Origin of the sequence: Colwellia sp. MB3u-41, assembly GCF_014076845.1 — a bacterium.
Taxonomy (GTDB): Bacteria; Pseudomonadota; Gammaproteobacteria; order Enterobacterales; family Alteromonadaceae; genus Colwellia_A.
Map to the genome: position 1 here is coordinate 207,105 of NZ_JACGUT010000084.1, position 18,201 is coordinate 225,305.

At 36.9% G+C, this 18,201-nt stretch carries 17 protein-coding genes; 6 read left to right on the forward strand and 11 right to left on the reverse strand.

Translation table 11 applies throughout. The features are described from left to right. Window positions 1-259: 259 nt before the first annotated feature. Window positions 260-934 (reverse strand): alpha/beta hydrolase, encoded by a 675-nt coding sequence (locus H4J73_RS17595; protein ID WP_182181790.1) that lies wholly within the window; start codon window positions 932-934, stop codon window positions 260-262. Window positions 935-1,262: 328 nt separating this feature from the next. Between H4J73_RS17595 and H4J73_RS17600 the strand changes: the two genes are divergently transcribed. The 5 genes from H4J73_RS17600 to H4J73_RS17620 all read left to right on the forward strand — a co-directional run bounded on the left by H4J73_RS17600 (window position 1,263) and on the right by H4J73_RS17620 (window position 8,544). Beyond that, on the forward strand, window positions 1,263-2,519 hold the full coding sequence (locus tag H4J73_RS17600) for an efflux RND transporter periplasmic adaptor subunit (protein ID WP_182181791.1): 1,257 nt from the start codon (window positions 1,263-1,265) through the stop codon (window positions 2,517-2,519). A 51-nt stretch (window positions 2,520-2,570) separates the two neighbouring features. Beyond that, window positions 2,571-3,305, forward strand: a complete 735-nt coding sequence (locus H4J73_RS17605) for an ABC transporter ATP-binding protein (protein WP_182181792.1) — start codon at window positions 2,571-2,573, stop codon at window positions 3,303-3,305. A gap of 8 nt (window positions 3,306-3,313) precedes the next feature. Then, complete coding sequence (locus H4J73_RS17610) at window positions 3,314-5,737, forward strand: FtsX-like permease family protein (protein ID WP_182181793.1); 2,424 nt, start codon at window positions 3,314-3,316, stop codon at window positions 5,735-5,737. 76 nt (window positions 5,738-5,813) lie between these two features. Further along, a complete protein-coding gene (locus tag H4J73_RS17615; protein ID WP_182181794.1) occupies window positions 5,814-7,214 on the forward strand; it encodes a sigma-54 dependent transcriptional regulator in 1,401 nt (466 codons plus the stop codon). Window positions 7,215-7,245: 31 nt separating this feature from the next. Then, window positions 7,246-8,544 (forward strand): PAS domain-containing sensor histidine kinase, encoded by a 1,299-nt coding sequence (locus H4J73_RS17620; protein WP_259367953.1) that lies wholly within the window; start codon window positions 7,246-7,248, stop codon window positions 8,542-8,544. A 45-nt stretch (window positions 8,545-8,589) separates the two neighbouring features. Here the strand turns inward: H4J73_RS17620 and H4J73_RS17625 are convergent, their stop codons facing one another. After that, a complete protein-coding gene (locus H4J73_RS17625; RefSeq protein WP_182181796.1) occupies window positions 8,590-9,777 on the reverse strand; it encodes a lipopolysaccharide assembly protein LapB in 1,188 nt (395 codons plus the stop codon). A gap of 425 nt (window positions 9,778-10,202) precedes the next feature. Between H4J73_RS17625 and H4J73_RS17630 the strand changes: the two genes are divergently transcribed. Further along, a complete protein-coding gene (locus H4J73_RS17630) occupies window positions 10,203-11,471 on the forward strand; it encodes a hypothetical protein (RefSeq protein ID WP_182181797.1) in 1,269 nt (422 codons plus the stop codon). 36 nt (window positions 11,472-11,507) lie between these two features. Here the strand turns inward: H4J73_RS17630 and H4J73_RS20690 are convergent, their stop codons facing one another. From H4J73_RS20690 to H4J73_RS17670, 9 genes are all read right to left on the reverse strand, one after another. Beyond that, complete coding sequence (locus H4J73_RS20690) at window positions 11,508-11,633, reverse strand: hypothetical protein (RefSeq protein WP_259366507.1); 126 nt, start codon at window positions 11,631-11,633, stop codon at window positions 11,508-11,510. A gap of 365 nt (window positions 11,634-11,998) precedes the next feature. Beyond that, window positions 11,999-12,259: an Lpp/OprI family alanine-zipper lipoprotein gene (locus H4J73_RS17635; RefSeq protein WP_182181798.1), complete on the reverse strand. Its 261-nt coding sequence runs from the start codon at window positions 12,257-12,259 to the stop codon at window positions 11,999-12,001. Window positions 12,260-12,365: 106 nt separating this feature from the next. Then, window positions 12,366-12,842, reverse strand: coding sequence for a potassium channel family protein (locus tag H4J73_RS17640; protein ID WP_182181799.1), 477 nt, complete (start codon window positions 12,840-12,842; stop codon window positions 12,366-12,368). A gap of 36 nt (window positions 12,843-12,878) precedes the next feature. Further along, window positions 12,879-13,208, reverse strand: a complete 330-nt coding sequence (locus tag H4J73_RS17645; RefSeq protein ID WP_404851866.1) for a hypothetical protein — start codon at window positions 13,206-13,208, stop codon at window positions 12,879-12,881. Next, a complete protein-coding gene (locus H4J73_RS17650; protein WP_182181801.1) occupies window positions 13,209-13,847 on the reverse strand; it encodes a hypothetical protein in 639 nt (212 codons plus the stop codon). 98 nt (window positions 13,848-13,945) lie between these two features. Next, entirely contained in the window at window positions 13,946-14,635 is a 690-nt protein-coding gene (locus H4J73_RS17655) for a PspA/IM30 family protein (protein ID WP_146796233.1), read from the reverse strand. A gap of 23 nt (window positions 14,636-14,658) precedes the next feature. Then, window positions 14,659-15,072: a YjfI family protein gene (locus H4J73_RS17660; protein ID WP_182181802.1), complete on the reverse strand. Its 414-nt coding sequence runs from the start codon at window positions 15,070-15,072 to the stop codon at window positions 14,659-14,661. A gap of 136 nt (window positions 15,073-15,208) precedes the next feature. Next, window positions 15,209-16,915, reverse strand: a complete 1,707-nt coding sequence (locus H4J73_RS17665; RefSeq protein ID WP_182181803.1) for a polyamine aminopropyltransferase — start codon at window positions 16,913-16,915, stop codon at window positions 15,209-15,211. A gap of 377 nt (window positions 16,916-17,292) precedes the next feature. Next, window positions 17,293-18,195: a DUF350 domain-containing protein gene (locus H4J73_RS17670; RefSeq protein ID WP_182223310.1), complete on the reverse strand. Its 903-nt coding sequence runs from the start codon at window positions 18,193-18,195 to the stop codon at window positions 17,293-17,295. Between the last annotated feature and the right edge of the window lie 6 nt (window positions 18,196-18,201).

Below are 18,201 nucleotides of genomic sequence, written 5' to 3' on the forward strand. Positions count from 1 at the left end.
CTTTCTGGTTAAGTATTATAAAGACGCTTATATGCCCCAATTAAGAAGATGGCGCCGAAGAAAGGGGAAGTGTTAAGTAGGTTGAGATTACTGAGTCTGTCTATGCCCAGTAATGTCTTTAACGTAATTTTTCTTTTGTCGTTTAAATGAATTGTTCGTTAATAACTAACGCGTTATTGCCTACCTGACCTAAATGAATAAAACCGACAATATGCCGGCTTTATTTTTATTGAGTTCATTTATAGCTTAATAAGGTTGATTACTTTAATAGGGTATTCACTAACCAAGCTGAAATATCGCTCAGTTGCTCTGGCAATACGCTATGAGGCATACGGTATGCTTGCCATGTTGCATGATATCCAGCATCAATCAGTAACTTATTGGCCATAACACCTGAACTCATTGGCACTACGTCATCTTGCTCACCATGGTTTTGTAAAATAGGTGTCTGTTTATTAGCAGTGTGACAGTTATCAGGTAATTTATCAGCGGTAGGTAAATAGCACGATAGCGCTAAAATACCGGCTAATTTTTGAGGAAACCTGAGTCCCGTAAATAAACTGACCACACCACCTTGGCTAAAACCGGCAAGTATAATTTTATCAGTTGAAATACCTAAATCAATTTGCTGCTGAATAAGCACATGAATCGCTTTTTCTGATGCTAACACGCCTTCCATATCTGCACGATTATGCAAATCCATACTCTTTATGTCGTACCAAGAACGCATCACATAGCCTTGGTTAATCGTTACGGCCTGCTCTGGTGCATGTGGAAAAATAAAGCGAATACCATGATTTTTTGGTAAATTTAATACAGGAACAATCGGCGCAAAGCCATCGCCTGAATCGCCAAGTCCATGTAGCCAAATAACACATGATGTGGCTGTTGATTTTGGTTCTACCGTAACGCGCGCTAAGGGTTTTATTGACATCTACTTTACTTATCTTAATAAATTGATATTTACTCTATGATAACAGCTTGAGTTAATATTAAAAATCTATATAAAAAGAGTAAATAGACCAAAAATTTAAGACCTATTCACTGTAGGATTTATTTTTTGATGGGATCGCGTTTTAGCTTGTTCCATAAATGCCACATCTTAACTTTTACTTTGTGTCGTTTTCGACACAGTTTAATGCTAAAGTAATTAGTCTGGGTTTTTGTTGTTAAATAACAGTTACTTATATCTAGTTTGAAGTTGGCATGTCCTTTGTATTACCTTACTTAATTATTATTTACTAAAATGAAATCATCAGAGTATGGATATCCAACGAGAAAAAAAAATAATACCTTTGTGGCGTAAGTACTGGTATGTACCCGTTGTACTGATGTTAGCTTTTGCAACGTATAAATTAAAAAGTGTGATGGGTGATGCTTCTTTTATTGTTAAACAAAATGAATTAGTGACCGCTGTTGTTGAACAAGGTCGTTTTCAAGTGAATGTTCGCGCAACAGGGGTTTTAAAACCTGTCTATATTCGTTGGGTTTCAGCACAAGTTTCTGGTCGTGTTGAACAAGCCTTTGTAAAAGCAGGCGCTCATGTCATTAAAGGGCAGATGCTGATGCAACTTTCTAACCCTGAATTACACCGTGAATTAGAAAAAGCCCGTTGGGAATTCGAGGCAAAAAAAGCAGAAAATTATGCTGCTTATATTGCGCTTGAATCTCAATTGCTTGACTTAGAAAATTCAGTCGTTGAAGCTGACTATAGTTACCAAATCAGCAAGTTAAAACTTGATGCTGAAACACAATTACTCGCGCAAAAAAATGCCACCGTATCAGCGCTTGATTATCAGCATAGCCAACTGACCGTTAAGCAACAAAATCAATACTGGCTATCACAAAAGCAAAAAGTTGAAAAAATGAAAGCGAGTTTACTTGCCTCTAAAACTGCTCAACAAGCACGATTGGGCTTAGTTGAAAATAACTATCAGCGTATTAAAGATCAAGTCGATGCTTTAGCCGTAAAAGCGACAACTAATGGGGTGGTTCAGCAGGTTTCTCTTGCGTTAGGCGAGCAAGTTCAAGTCGGTGGTAGTGTCGCTTTGATTGCGGATCAACGTTCGTTGTTTGCTGAGCTTCAAGTACAAGAAAATAAAGTGAGTGATATTGCATTAGGTCAAGCCGTTGTTGTTGATACGAGAAGTAATAAAATTTTTGGTAACGTTATTCGCATTGACCCGGCAGTAAATACTGGCATGGTTCAAATTGATGTGCAGCTAAATAGTGAATTACCCAATGATGCCCGACCTGATTTAACGGTAGATGGCTTAATTGAGGTAAGTGATATTGCGGATACACTTTATGTCCAACGTCCGGTATTTGCCCCTCGTTATAGTGATGCAGGTTTATATAAATTGATTAATGATAAAAAATTTGCTCAAAAACAAAAGGTGAAGTTAGGGCAGAGTTCAGTCAACCAAATTCAAATACTTTCTGGTTTAGCCGTTGGAGATGAAATTATTATTTCCGATACAAGGAGTTGGCAAGAGCATCAAGAAGTGATGATTAACTAATCATAATTATTTATGAAGATAAGAGTAACAGACAAATTAAAGGAAATAAAAATGAGCACATTAATCGAATTGAAAGAAATCAGTAAAAGGTTTTTGACTGAAGAAATCGAAACACGCGCTATTGATACGGTTAATTTAACGATTAAAAAGGGTGAGTATATTTCATTAAGTGGACAGTCTGGCTGTGGTAAATCTACATTATTATCACTTTTAGGTTTACTTGATTCTCCAACCCATGGCACTTATGCACTAGATGGTGTTGATGTTTCATCATTATCAAGAGATCAACGAGCAAAAATTCGCAGTGAACAAATTGGTTTTGTCTTTCAGTCATTTAACTTAATTTCTGATTTGACGGTTTTTGAAAATGTGATGCTACCGTTAACGTATCAAAAAGGTTTATCAAAAAGTGAAATAGAGGGCAAAGTACAGCAGGTATTAGAAAAAGTTGAAATGTCTCACCGAAAAGATCATTTCCCATCACAGCTTTCTGGTGGTCAACAACAGCGAGTCGCTGTAGCTCGTGCTTTAGTTAACGACCCCGCAATTATTCTTGCTGATGAACCAACCGGTAATTTAGATTCAAGAAATGCTGAAGCTGTATTAGCCTTGCTTGATAAACTTCATCAAGAAGGATCGACAATATGTATGGTGACACACGACCCTTCTTCTGCAAAAAGAGCAGACCGCTGTTTAGAGATGTTTGATGGCCGTTTAATTGCTGATAATATCAACATAAAAAACAATGCAGGTTCAATACCTGCACCTGCATTAGTGGTAGGTTAGGAGGATACATGTCTACATTTATCGACATCAAATATGCCTTTAGATTACTTTTTAAGTCGCCTAAGTTCACTGCGATGACTTTAGCTGTTCTTGTTGGGGGGCTTTCCATCAGCTTATTCACCTTTTCATTTTTGTATTCAACTATGCATAAAGACTTAAACTTACCTAACGGGGAAAGCATGCTGTCGGTTAATGCAGAATTTAATGGTGAATTTCAGTTATGGACTTCCTATGAATTCTTTATGATAAAGGAAAAACAAACAGTACTCAGTGAATTTGGTATTTATGATAAACAAGACTTTAGATTGTCTTTTGAAGATAGTGGAAAGAATGTTTATGGGACTTATGTTGACCAAGGATTTTTTAATTTCAGTGGCACAAAAGCGGTGCTAGGTCGAACACTGCAAGCTGCAGATATAGAAGCAGGTGCTTCTCCCGTTGCCGTTATCAGCACTCAGATTTGGGCGAGTGATTATTCATCTAGCAAAGACATTATTGGTAAGACTATTATTGTGAATGATATTGTTACCGAAATTATTGGTGTTATGCCCCAAGGGTATCTTTTTCCTGGTTCGAGTCATGTTTGGCTGCCGATAGAACAATCACTCATAAAAAAGACAGCGAACAACCCTAATCATGTTCATCTTTACGGTCGTATTAAACCTGATATCAGTAGAGCTAAAGCTGAACAAGCCTTAAGCCAGCAAATTAATACGATTTATCAACAAAATGCTACGCAATACGATTTAGAAAAAGGTGATAAGTCAGTACGTTTCTGGTCATTTCCTTTTGCGCAAATGGGAGGTGAAGGTACGGTGATTTTTACCTTTTTAAATGTGATCGCTGGAATGATCCTATTACTTGCGTGTATTAATGTTGGAAATCTTTTACTTGCTCGGGCTATAGAACGTCAAAAAGAAACCGCGATACGAGCAGCATTAGGCGCATCAAACACTCGTTTAGTGAGTCAGTTAATGTGGGAAGGCGTTATTATTACTTTATTAGGTGGCGTTTTATCGGTTTTACTTGTAGGTGCTGCTTTACATTACACCGATATTATATTGCATTCATGGAATTCCAAAACGCTAGTGTTTTGGTGGCGTTGGGGTATGGACAAAGAAACACTATTAATGGCGGCCGTCTTTACTATAGTGACAATTTTTTTATCCTCATTTTTACCCGCTTGGCGCTCTGCCAATCAAGACATTAATACAACATTACGTGATGGAACTCGTGGCGCACAAGGTAAAAAAGCAGGGCGTTTATCAAGATTCTTAGTCACGACTCAAGTATTTCTTGTCGCGATATTAATGCTTATTGGTTCGATGTCAGGGTATATATCCAATAAACTGGTTAATTTAGAAACGGGAGATGATTACACTAATGTGATGAGAGCTAGGCTCAGCCTACCTGAAAATAAGTATGCAGAACCACAGCAGCAAATTGCTTTTTATCAAAACTTAATGACAGACATCAAAAGTCACCCTCGCGTTGCGGGTGTCGTTATGAACAATTGGCTTGGAAATTTTCTCCTAACACTTGAGGGAATTGATTACACCGATGAAAAAAGTAAGCCATCTGTTGATACGCTAAGTGTGATAGGGAAAACAGATACCATTGGTGTTAACCTGGTTGATGGGCGTTTCTTAAACCATCAAGACAAAAAAGGTAATCGTAACGTCGCTTTGATTAGTCAGTCAATGGCGAGTCGATACTGGCCTGGGGAATCTGTCATTGGTAAAAGCTTTCAACTTAAGATCGATGAAAAAAACGAAAAACTATTTATCGTCGGCGTTGTAACAAATCGCATGAATCCTAAAACCATGCTCGGTAAGCTTGATAGCGCCGATGAAGTTTATACTTCAGGTTTACAATTTATGACGGCTTTTCAAAACTTTTTTTATCTAATAGAAGGCGAATTAATTAATAGTGAAGAAATATTTTATCAAGCCTTGTATAAAATAGATCGAAATATTGCTCTCTTTTATGCGGTTGAACCGGCAGAGAAAAATAGAGGTATGATGCGTGATGTAATGCAATTAACGTCTAATATCACTTTTGGTACAGGCTTCTTTGCCCTAATCTTAGCACTGGTTGGCATTTATGGTTTAACCGCTAATTCGGTGGCACAACGTACTCATGAAGTTGGTATTAGACGCGCAGTGGGTGCTACTGATAAAAGTATTGTGAATATGTTTATGAAACAAGGGGCGAAACAATTAATTAAAGGATTAGGTTTAGCCTTAATCATTTTTGTATTAATTGCCTTTGGTTTTAATAAAATGTCGGAAGGTATATTCCCAACGTATTTATATGTGGTTCTTGCAGTAACGGTAGTTATTGGATTATCTGCTATTGTAATGTTAGCGATATATGCACCAACGCGCAGAGCCGTTAAAATGGAACCAAGCTCAGCTCTTCGTTACGAATAAGACGAAGGAAGAAAAGCTATCGCCCTTAATGTTAGGGCGATAGAGTAATATTAATCAATGGTGTAACTATAATACTGTGAAAAATAATAAAATCTTAATTGCTGATGATGACCTCAATATTATTGCCAGCTTAAAATATATGTTGTCAGAAGAGAATTTTGATATTTTAGCGATGTCCACGCCTGAAGCTGTTTTGGAAAATTTAAAGCGTGAAAATGTAGATCTCGTTTTAATTGACATGAATTTTCAGCAAGATACAACCTCTGGTAGTGAAGGGTTACAGTTAGTTGAGGCTATTCAACAGTTTGACGAAACTCTGCCTATTATTGTTATGACCGGCTGGGCAACTATTGATATTGCCGTTGATGCTATGCGAGCCGGCGCAAAAGATTTCATCCAGAAACCGTGGAACAATGAACGTATGCTAAGCGCTATTAATACGCAATTGAAATTAGCCAGTATCGATAAAAAGCTCAACCGACTCAATCAAGAAAACAAGCTACTCCGCTCACAATCGTTTCCTAAAAATAATGGCATTATTGCGCAATCACCCGCAATGAAAACATTGTTGTCATCGTTAGAAGAGCTCGCAAAAAGTGATATGAGCATTTTACTTACCGGTGACAATGGCACGGGGAAAAGTATGCTTGCTTCTTATGTGCATCAACAGTCATCGCGAGCTGAAAATTCTTTTGTTCCGGTGAATATGGGCGCTATTCCAGAAAGCTTATTTGAAAGTGAAATGTTTGGTCATTTAAAAGGGGCATTTACAGATGCTAAAGAAAACAGGGTTGGCCGTTTTGAAATGGCAGAGCAAGGCACGTTATTTCTGGATGAACTTGCCAATATCCCAATGGCTCAACAAGCTAAGTTATTAAGAGTATTAGAGGAGAAAAAATTTGAAGTGGTCGGAAGTAGTAAATCGCTGAGCGCGGATGTACGTATTATTTCAGCCACCAACTGTGACTTGGCAAAAGCTATTAGTGAACAGCAATTTAGGCAAGATTTATTTTACCGTTTAAATACCATTCAATTACGTATACCTTCATTGCACGAACGTATTGAAGATATTGAGCCTTTAGCCCATTATTTTTTACAACGCTTTAGTGCTAAATATAATATTGTCGCCCCTGAGTTATCATCGGATGCTGTTAATAAGTTACAACAGTATACTTGGCCGGGTAATATTCGTGAGCTAAGCCATCTTATGGAAAAACTGCTTTTTACCTGTAAAAAAACGGTGATAGGTGGACGAGATTTATTACTTGAGAATATTCATCCTTCAGCAAGTGAACTTGATGAGAATAGAGGTGATAAACTCGCTAATCATTCGTCATTATCTTTAGATGAAATAGAAAAAATATCGCTAATCAGCCGTTTGAAACACCATAGAGGTAACGCCACAGAAACGGCCAAATCTTTAGGGTTAAGTCGCAGTGGCTTTTATCGTCGCATGAGTAAACACGGCCTTGACTAATCGACAACGAAAACAAAAAAATGATCATAGCTTGTTAGCTCTTTTTTTGTGCTTGCCTTGTTTGATTATAACCACCGTAGCACTTTATATAGCCAATGTATCTGCTTATTTAATTGCTTTTATACTTATTATTTTGGCGTTAATTGCTGTTTTCATTGTTGTCATTTCTGAGCAACGTTCTCAACAACAAATAAGAACCTTGGCTAATATTCTGGAATCAATGATTGATGGCGATTATAGTTTGCGTGGCCGAGAGCAAGAAAATAAGGCTTTTCAAGAACTACTCACACTCGTTAATAATCTCGCAGACACACTGGCATTAAGTAAAATTGAAGCGAAAGAGAGTCGGCAGTTGCTTGAGCGAATAATGCAACAAATGGATGCAATGGTTTTAGCGGTTGATGAACAAGGTCGGATTGTATTGGCAAATGATTCGGCCCAAAAATTATTACAAATAGATATGTCTCAACATGCTCATTTATTGCTGACAAGCCTAATGATAGGGAAAGTTATTAGTGAAGCACAAAGCGGTATTATTGATTTTGAACAACCCCAGCTTAGTGGTGAACACTTCCTTTTTAAAGAATACTTTTTAAGTGAAGGCAAGCAACATCAACTCTTTTTAATCACCTCAGCACAACGATTATTATTAGAAAAAGAACGCAAATCTTGGCAAAGTTTATTGCGTGTTTTAAGTCATGAAATGAACAATTCTTTAACACCTATCTCTAGTATTAGCCAATCGATAAGTTCTAAATTACAAGACGGGCACAAAGCCTTAAATCGAGAGTCTTTATTAACGGGGGTTGATATTATTAACGAACGAGCAAGTTCGCTTAGTTCCTTTATTGCCAGCTATAGTCAGCTTTCTCACTTGCCTGAACCCAATAAAAGTAGATTTGCCCTGCAAGGCTTTATTAGCCATTGTATTGCGCTCTTTAGTGATTGTCGTATTCTATTTCCAGATAATTCTATTGATTTAGAACAGGTAAATATTTACGCAGATAAAGCTCAGCTTGAGCAAGTCTTTATCAATGTCTTTAAAAACGCCAAAGAAGCCATGCAGAGAACTCGTAGCACAGACAAAATTATTGAAGTGTTTTGTCATGTGGATGATAAATATTTTCACATTCACGTCTGTGATTCAGGTAGCGGGATAGCTAACAAAAATAACTTATTTGTCCCTTTTTATACGACAAAACCACAAGGCAGTGGTATTGGCTTAACGTTATGCAAACAAATATTATTTAATCATGATGGACTTTTATCGTTAAAAAACAGAGAAAATGTCGCAGGGGTTGAAGCTGTCATATCGCTTCCTAAAGGTTGATACGATAAATTATCAGTTACACTCGATATATACCAATATTACCGTTTAGATATTTCCAGCAATACTTTGGTTAATATTATAGAGCTTCTGCTTATAGAGCTTTTTTTCATCAAGCTCATAGGTCCACTCTAGTGCTTTAACTAACATAGCTTGGGCCATCTCCATTTTTTGTTGCTTTGTATAAATACGGTATAGCCCCATATAGGCTTGATTTAAATAGGGCGCTTTCTTCAATGCCTTTTTAAAGTGTCTTTCTGCTTGTTTAATATCATTATTTTTTGTTGCGATATAAGCCTGAGTTAACGATTTATAGGGGTTAGGATCGTCTAATTCTTCCATCTTACTTTGCAGAAAACTCACTTCTTCCATTCGCTGTTGAGACTTAAGTAGCATAATATAATTACTTAATAGTGCTATGTTTGGTTTTCCTCGATCTAGACCTATTTTGTAGATTGCTTCTGCCGTTTTTACATCACCAGCCCTTCGGTGAATAACGGCTAATAAATTAATTGTTTCGATATTTTTAGTGTCATATTTATAGGCGGTATTAGCATACATAAAGGATTTCGCTAAATCTTTATCAGCTAAAGCGTCAGCAGCAATATTCTTATAATACATCGCTACAAAGGTATTATAAGAAAACGTTCCTTTTCTGCGATTATTTTTACTTGGGAAGTAATCAATGGCTATACCGGGGGGAGAAAAATAGAAAAAGTTATCATCAGCAACAAAAGAGGGATCATAAATTACTGTTTGTACATGCGAAGAGGATAAAATAACATCTTCTTTTTTAGAATAAATAGGTAAGGTATACACGTTACGATATGAGAAATCCAATCCCAACAGCTTAGCATAAGCAGTGGTTAAAATAGCCAAACTCATACAGTTCCCTTTATTAAGACGCATTGCGGTAGTGGCATTATATGTTGCACCATAATAGGTGAAATTGGCCATGTTCTCGGTAAGTATCTGATAGAGTGCTTTGTGAGGTTCATAGCCCATAGCTACTTTTTTCTCAAAATCTATTTTTACCTTTTTCTGTTGGTCTTGCGTTAGGTAAAACAGTTCTTGCTCATTTAATGGTGCTATTTTTGTTTGTTCAAATAAATTGTAATTAATAGGAATATTGATGTGTTGTTTAAGATCAGATTTTGAGCCATCTATAGACGTAGTTGAACAGGCTGAAAAAACAAAAGATAATATCAAAAGTAAAATTATTCTTATGCGATGCATTTGTCATCCTTAACATTCGGGTATATTTTCTATCTCGTCTTACCACGGGATAACTTAACTACGAAAAACTCTGTACTTAAATTAACAGAATAATAACTTATAATAAAGTGTTGTTGAAAATTAATCATTACACGTCACTTTTAACCGTTCCACTTAACTACACGCTTTGCTTAATCGATGCTAATTATAAGTTGGGTGTAGTAGATGCCTAATCATTTACATCACTGCATAAAGATTAAAGTTAGCGAGCGTTTTTTTTCGCAGATTAAATCAACAAAACACTCCCCATTTGCTATAATCGGTATTATCAATTGCAATGCCTTAATTAAACCGCGTAAATTTCGCGATTTTTTTTACATTATTTCTAGTCGGTTCTTAAATGTATGACTAGTCATAGTTCCTTATACTGGAGTTTATATAGTTTCATGAGAAAGTTGTTATCGTCACCTGTTAAAATGCCCCTGTCTGATGCTGAAAATCAGGTTTATCAAAATGCCCTTAAATATATCACGCCGCTGAGCTTAAATTTAATGGCGGTTAAAGTGACACATCGTCCAGAAGATTTTCTAGGTTGGTGTGGTGAGTTAAACCGTCTTTGTCGTGAAGAACTTAATAAGGATCTTTTAGAAGATGAGCAACTTTTACCGCTTAAAAAACTACAAGATATTCTTGAAGCTGGGATAACGCTTAGCCAGTTTAAAATGGCTAGAATTGCTCCTTGGACAATATTTGCTGATTTTATTGAACAGCAAACTAGTATACATGCCCTAGACGAGCGTTTACGTTTGCTTAACTATCTTGACGAAATTCGTCAACAACCTTTAGCAGACTTAATTGTTGAAGACCGCCTCGCTTTTTCTGGTAAGCACACTACTCAGCACGACTACAGTATTTATAATTTTGATGTTGAATGGTTTGCTGGTACTAAAGGCGCCAAGGTTTTTCATACCTTACTTGAGCAATCACCAGAAAAATTTGATGCTGCATTAGCGCATATCCCTTTAACAGGTGATGTAAATCATGCTGATTATCAACGGTTTGTTAGTGACTTCCAACAAATCTTTAAAGAATATACACAGGTTAAATCTCAAGGTGAAAAAGCACCGTTAGCGGCTGCTACACGCTTGTTAGCAATGCGCCGACCGGATCAATTTATTGCATTAAACAATAATAAAATTGATATTCTTTGCCAAGGTTTATCAATTGCTAAACTAAAAAATACTGATTTTTCTTCATACTGGCATGACATGATCGGTACTATGCGTACTTTTGCATGGTGGCATCAAGCACAACCAGAAATTGTTGAAGAAACTTGTGTTGCAAGTGATAGCGAAGCAAGTGAATCAGACAATAACGAAAGCGAAACGCCAGAGAGTAAAAGTAAACGTGAGCAGACGTTATGGAAAAATCGTGCTGTACTCATCGATTTATTTTTATTTGCTGATGCTGACTTAGCGCCAAACTCAAACTATATTCGTTTGCGCGATAAAATGCTTAACAAAGCGAAAACTAAGTCAAAAGCTGTACCTAAAAAACGTAGCAAAGAGTCAGCTGAAATTTTGGTAGATAAAGCGCTTACTTCAGAAGATCTACCAACCTACCTATTGGGTAAACGTGACTCAATTATTATTCAGGTAAAGAATGGTAAAAGTGTTGAACAAGCTATAGGTTTAATGCGCGCCATTTTTGGCTAAAGGTAATAGCGGGTCAACACTTTTTATCGACCGTTGTTAATTATTAAATATAAAACCAGAGGCTGCAAAGCCACTGGTTTTTTTATGTTCAGGATGAACGGTATGTCGTGATGCCATGGATGGCAAGGAACGACGATGTTCAGGATGGCCTTTCTCAGACATCCTGTCTTTCAAGGCATTAGTGCATCCTTGCACGTCAACGGTATGTCGTAATGCTGTGACTTCAGGGATGCAGGAAGTAGAGTAACGCAGGTGCAGTTACCGAGATGGCAAGGAACGACGATGTTCAGGATGGCCTTTCTCAGACATCCTGTCTTTCAAGGCATTAGTGCATCCTTGCACGTCAACGGTATGTCGTGATGATGTGATTTCAGGGATGTAGTAAGTAGAGTAACGCAGGAGCAGTTACCTAGATGGCAAGGAACTTTTTTAGAAAAACATAAATACCTACCTTCTTTTAGGCATAAAAAAACACGAGGATGACATAATCATACTCGTGTTTATTTAGTCTATGGACAGTCTATCTATTATTTTTTATAAGTAGAAGCAATGTTATCCATGCGTTCATTAGCATTATCAACAGATGATTTAACATCTTCTATTGTTGCTTTAGTCATTTTTTGCTGGCTTTTTACGTCAGCAACATCATCAGTTAAGGCATTAACTTTATTTGTTAGTGTATCAACTTTTTGGTTTAGGCTACTTACACTTGCTTCTAAAGCGTCGGTGTTAGCACAACCTGTTACTGTCATTACCAGTGCTACTAGAGCAATATTTCTGATTAACATAGTGTTCTCCCTTTATTATCACGCTTGTAGCGTATTATGGCACAAAATTATATACAAAAATCTAAAATTGTAACTTATCTCTCTTTATAGAAAATTTGTTTACTATTTACTTAGCTGATTTGTGAATAACTTCTTCAATCTTACTGACTAATAAATCAATTTTTATTTCGAGTTGTTTATTATGATCTAATATTTCTTTATTTTGTCTGCGTAATTCTCTATTTTTAACATTAGTGTTAGAAAAACCAAAAAAACGATTAATAAATTGTGCGCCAATAAAACTCATTAAGCCTACACCAATATAAAACATGCACATAACAACGACTCGACCCGAGGTTGTTACTGGGTAATAATCACCAAAACCTATAGTGCTAGAGCTCATTTGAAGCGCCCAAAAGGCATCGTTATAGGTTTTAATATTTGCTGTTGGAGCGGGCAATTCAAAATGCAGTAAAAGCTGTGCAGCCCCTGCCATGATCAAATACAAGGTGAAAATAGTTAAGATCAAAATATATCGAGATTTGTAATTCTTAATACCAAATTCATCGATAGTGTAATGTTTAAGTCTATGGGTAATCATCATAATTTTTATAAATTCGCTGTTGTGCAATAGCGCTTACTATTCACTGTATTGTGTAACGTGTAAAATTAAATCATCCATTAATTTACGCTTTATTTCAAGTTGTTGTTCTGGAGATAGATTATATTTTAACGCTAATATTTTGTAATCATCGTGTCCTAAGCTTACCGTTAAACGAGGTCGCTTAGGTCTTTTATTTGTTGGCAGACCTAAAATATCACGAATTTGATCAGATGGGCTCAAGCCAGCATGTAGTGCTTGAGTACGGATCGCTAATTGAATTTTTTCATCCATATCAAAAGCCACTTGCACAGCTTTGACTGCTTGTATTGAAGATTGCCATTTCTCAGGTAATATTCTGCTCACAATTTAGCTCCCTGGGAAAATATCAATAATATCAGAAGTTGGACGATATAATGTGATAAATAGGTCGGTTTCACCATCTTGCCATACTTCAATATCAATACCGCGTGATTGTTCTTCATCAAGTAAGCTATAAAGTTCAAATTGCTCACCGGCTTCATTGCCTTCATATGCACTTAAGCTTTCTGTGCGATTATCTTTACGATGAAAGTAACCTACTTTTGCAAAAACGCGTTGCTGGTATTGTGAACTACTCCAGCCTGAAGTTAATGATGAATCAGACTTTCTCTCTAGAAATGCTTGTCCCGGATCATCAAATATTGTTGCAAACTCATCTAGATCAAAGAGAGACTCGATATCTTCATGCTGAATTTTAAGGGCAAATTTAAGGTAAGTTTGATCGTCTTTTTCGATGGTTAAGTAAAGTTCAAGGTTGTTTTCACCCTGCAATACCCATTCAGTCTCTGTCTTACTCTCAAACTCGTAACAGTTGATAGCTGAAACTTGAAACTGTTGTGTTCGTAACGATTCAGGTAACGCGAAACTATCGGTAAGTACGATAATATCTTTAATCTTTAACTCTTCAGCTGAGTTAACTTGGCGTTCGTCTTCTTTCTTATTAAATAGTCGTTTTAGAAAGCTCATATTCAGATCCCAAAAATCCGCCTAGTTGTTGGGAGGATAACAGCTAGGCGGTTAAAACGGTGCTAGTAAGCCAATAATGGCTCACTAGCGGGCACATATTACTTTTGTTTCGCTTTTAAACGGTCTAATACTGAGTTTGCACTATTATCCGTACCACCAATACCAGCTTGCTTAAGTTGCGCAGCTAATGAATTATCTGAATTTTCAGACTCAAGGACTTCTGCAGCCTTCATTTGATCATCAAATTTTTGTTGCTTTGCTTTAATGCGCTCTAAAGAATCTTTAGCATTTAATAACTTAGAGTTGCTTGATGAAAAGTTATCAGTGATTGCCGATGTTGCTTTTTGTACACTTTCAGTGGTTTTAACCATCGAAAGTTGACGTTTATATTCACCAACCTGACGTTCACTCTTTTTCACTAATTCTTTTAAGCGATTGGCACTACCTGAAAAGCTATCAAGCGCTTGCTGCTGTGATGCGAGATCATTTTCTAAGGTAGAAATTTTTTCAGCTACAGCCAACGCTAATGTTTCATCACCTTTTTCTAAGGCTTGAACGGCATAACCTTCATGTTCAACCACTTCACGTTTTAAGCGGTCAACTTCACGGCTTGATGACATTTGTTGAGCCATGACACCGGTAAGGTCGCGTTTAGCTTTTGTTAAGTGATTTTCTGAATCACGAATTTCTTGTTCAAAAATACGGGTAGCATTTGAATCAACAATTGATTCTCCAACTTCTGAAGCGCCACCTCGAATTGCGGTCATTATCTTTTTAAAAATACTCATAGTTTTTTCCTTAGGGTGGTTAATTAAATTAGGTACTCGCCCATGTCATCTATAATTTCCATTGCGTTATTATTTAAAACGCCTAACTCATGCTCGATGTCATGAAATGATGAATTAATAGAAAGGGCACCGAAGATGACGTATTTCTCACCAATTTTTGAAAATGATGATAATGGCATCGGTATATTCATTTCTAACATGCTAACGTGCATATCTTGGAGGCAATCGGGTTTAACTTCTTCTTCGCCCCATAAGTAGGTAATACACAGTATTTGGTCATCGGTTACAGAAACAAAAATGGGTAACTCTTCACGGTCGATAACAGTGATCTGTAAAACGTCAACTTCGCCTGAAATAGGCTGACAATCGAAAACCATCCCGGTTTCAGAGTTGTCTGCTAAGCTATTTAAGTGATCAGCAATTTTATGAATATTCATGTGATTCCTTAGTCTGTTTTTCTTCGTTAATAAATCTAAAAGTTAATATCTCTCAGACATATTATGTCGTTGAGGTAAATTTAGCAGTTTGACATAATATGTCAAGCGTCAATTTGCATTATTTTCTATTTCTTTATCACTCTTGTAAATATGCGTTGTTTAAACCTTGTTGATCTCGCCATGCCTTTTGATGTAATTGATAAATACTATGGCTACCTAAATAATTAATAGGTACATCAGCTTGGTTTGTATAAAAACTTTTTGAAAACTCAAAAGAATTAATAATCATCGGTAAGCTTAACCAGTGATGTTCAATAGGAAGACTTTCTAGAGACTTCAAACGATTAAGTGGGCTAGCTCCGCGTTTTGAGGCTATTGTCCAGCCCCATTCACCAAAGCTTGGCACGTTATCATGATATTGCTCAACATGAGCGAATTTTGCAGCGCGTACGGTTTTTCCAATAGCAATAAAAGCGTCTTTGGCGTGATAAGGACTCGCTGATTGTATGCCGATCAAGCCGTCACCCGCGAGTAACTGTTGTAAACGTGCATAAAAATTCACCGAGTAAAGTTTATTTAAATCTGGATGGCTAGGATCAGGCAAGTCAACAATGATGCTATCGAAAGTTTTTTGTTGTTTTAATAACAGATCAATCGCTAAAAAAGCATCTTCATTGAGAATAGTGACACGGGGATCTTGTAAGCTTTTTTGTGTTAATAGGTTAAGTTGAGTGGCTAACGCTGGTTTTAATTTTTCAGCAGGATTTATAAATATCTGCATTAATTCGGCATCTAAATCAATTAATGTCACTTTTTTGGGTGACCATTTCAGGACATCACGTAATGCTAATCCGTCGCCACCACCAATAATTAATATATTATCGTGTCTTGCTGAACCGGCCATAACCGGATTAACTAAATAACTGTGATAAATATATTCATCGGAAGATGAAAACTGTAAACGGCCATTAAGATAAAAATTTATCACACTCGGCTGTTCAGTGCCCATATGGCGTTGAGTAAAGGTAAGTTGCTGATAGCGAGTTTTATCTGTGTAAACAACGCTATCTAAATAGAGTAGGTTGCTCATTTGGTTTAGCCAGCTATTACCCGAGTGATAAATAATACCAATGGCAAGGAGTAAAATAATATGAAGTGTTACTAAGGTTTTTCGCCAGGTCAGTTTTTCCCAAAAATGAAAGATGAAAACGCCACCCACAATAAGATTTAACGCGGCAGTTAACGCACTGGCTTTGCTAATATCAATAGATAAGAGAAAAATAACCCATACTGCAGCGCCGATTCCAGCCCCCACATAGTCAGCACCATAAATAGTCCCTAAATTATTTTTTAAATGTTTTTGGTGGATCGATTCTCTAATGCGTGCAATTAAAGGGATTTCCATACCAATGAAAAATCCTAATATAAAGCCAAAAAAATAGGGGCTATTAAAAGCGATCTGCGAAAGTTGTTTAAAAAAACCACCTTGTGGAAGCGAGTCGGGGGGTAAATTAAAGGTGTCTGCTAATACTTGTGGGAATGTTTGAGTTAACGCTATTAACCCACCAATAATCAAAATTGAACTGCAACCTAAAAAAGCAATAATCAGTTCTAGCCAGACAAAACCTTTGAATGCACAATTAATGCCTCGTGCGGCAAAAGCACCTATCCCCATGGCAACGATCATCAAACCAATCATTGCATAAATCGTGCTCTCCATAGCGCCTAGAACACGTCCAGCATAATGAGATAAAAGGTATTCATAAATTAAGCCACAACCAGCTAAAACAGCCATGGTTAGAATAAGTAGTGTGTCGTTCCAAAATAATTGTTTTTTATTCATATTAATATAATTTCTCGCTCTTTCACTTTTTTGTGATCGCGGCTTAACGTTTACGTGCTGGGGGGCACTAATGACTTGAAAAACAGGATGTATGAGCAGGGCCACCCTGAACATTGTCGTTCTTTGCCATCTTGGTAACTGCTCCTGCGTTACTCTACTTCCTTCATCCCTGAAGTCACAGCATTACGACATACCGTTGACGTGCAAAGATGCACTAATGCACTAATGCCTTGAAAGACAGGATGTCTGAGAAAGGCCATCCTGAACATCGTCGTTCTTTGCCATCCATGGCATTACGACATACCGTTCATCCTGAACATAAAAAAGCTTTAAGAGCTTATGCTCTTAAAGCTTTTTAGTTATTGAATAAATGAAGATTAAGCCATTAAGGCCGTAAGAATAAGCGCAATTGAAATACTGGTTGCCATTTCAACACAAGCAACACCAATGTTTTGCTGTTGATCAACTTCTTCAACCAAGTTGATACCCCAAAGGACGATACGTTTGGCAATAGCCGTTAAAACAGCCACGAGTAATGTCATTACAATTGCAAATACAAACCAAGAGATTAAATTCGTGAATAAGGTATCAGGTGAGTACGTGAGAAAATGACTCGCTGCAGTGACGGCTAAAGCGGTACTTATTAACTGACCCGCATAGCGAATAGCAATGGCAGTTTGTCCTTTTGAGAAAGCTTCTTGTAAGCAATTACCTTGATTATTTTTGGCATACTGGCGTTCTTTTAAACGAGTAACCAATAATAAGATAGCTTGAGAAATAATAAAACCGGCAATAATAGCAATAAATGTATCTACATCTAAACCATGTACCCACAATAAAACGGCGCGGATAATAATCGCGGTAGCAATTGCGCCTGCGGCATCAACTATACCAATGGTTAAGTTTTGTTTTAAAATTTCTTCAGTTTTATTGATATGTTGTAGTGATAACTTGTCATGTATAACACGGCCAATTTTTATCAATATTAAGCCTAATGTCCCATAAGCCAACATGCCAACAAATTCCATCCAATAGCTTGGCGCATTTTCACCACTTATTGCGCCCGTAAGAACAATACCTAAAGCGGCGACACTACCCGCGACACTTATACCAAAAGCAAAGTTGTCTTTTTGGGCGAGTTCTTGCGTTGAGTTAACTTTAGCGGATAAGCCTGAAATAAAGCGCATGGCGCCCAGTAAAAAAATCGCGATGGTAATATCAATAACTAAGTAAATTAATAGATCTTGATTTAAGGCTGTAATTTCAAAAAATTTATTCATGTTAAT

What these genes read in the sequence shown, in the direction of transcription:
- H4J73_RS17595 (WP_182181790.1), bottom strand. Translation starts at nt 934, where the DNA reads ATGTCAATAAAACCCTTAGCGCGCGTTACGGTAGAACCAAAATCAACA.
- H4J73_RS17600 (WP_182181791.1), top strand. Translation starts at nt 1,263, where the DNA reads ATGGATATCCAACGAGAAAAAAAAATAATACCTTTGTGGCGTAAGTAC.
- H4J73_RS17605 (WP_182181792.1), top strand. Translation starts at nt 2,571, where the DNA reads ATGAGCACATTAATCGAATTGAAAGAAATCAGTAAAAGGTTTTTGACT.
- H4J73_RS17610 (WP_182181793.1), top strand. Translation starts at nt 3,314, where the DNA reads ATGTCTACATTTATCGACATCAAATATGCCTTTAGATTACTTTTTAAG.
- H4J73_RS17625 (WP_182181796.1), bottom strand. Translation starts at nt 9,777, where the DNA reads ATGCATCGCATAAGAATAATTTTACTTTTGATATTATCTTTTGTTTTT.
- H4J73_RS17630 (WP_182181797.1), top strand. Translation starts at nt 10,203, where the DNA reads ATGAGAAAGTTGTTATCGTCACCTGTTAAAATGCCCCTGTCTGATGCT.
- H4J73_RS20690 (WP_259366507.1), bottom strand. Translation starts at nt 11,633, where the DNA reads ATGTCTGAGAAAGGCCATCCTGAACATCGTCGTTCCTTGCCATCCATG.
- H4J73_RS17635 (WP_182181798.1), bottom strand. Translation starts at nt 12,259, where the DNA reads ATGTTAATCAGAAATATTGCTCTAGTAGCACTGGTAATGACAGTAACA.
- H4J73_RS17640 (WP_182181799.1), bottom strand. Translation starts at nt 12,842, where the DNA reads ATGATGATTACCCATAGACTTAAACATTACACTATCGATGAATTTGGT.
- H4J73_RS17650 (WP_182181801.1), bottom strand. Translation starts at nt 13,847, where the DNA reads ATGAGCTTTCTAAAACGACTATTTAATAAGAAAGAAGACGAACGCCAA.
- H4J73_RS17655 (WP_146796233.1), bottom strand. Translation starts at nt 14,635, where the DNA reads ATGAGTATTTTTAAAAAGATAATGACCGCAATTCGAGGTGGCGCTTCA.
- H4J73_RS17660 (WP_182181802.1), bottom strand. Translation starts at nt 15,072, where the DNA reads ATGAATATTCATAAAATTGCTGATCACTTAAATAGCTTAGCAGACAAC.
- H4J73_RS17665 (WP_182181803.1), bottom strand. Translation starts at nt 16,915, where the DNA reads ATGAATAAAAAACAATTATTTTGGAACGACACACTACTTATTCTAACC.
- H4J73_RS17670 (WP_182223310.1), bottom strand. Translation starts at nt 18,195, where the DNA reads ATGAATAAATTTTTTGAAATTACAGCCTTAAATCAAGATCTATTAATT.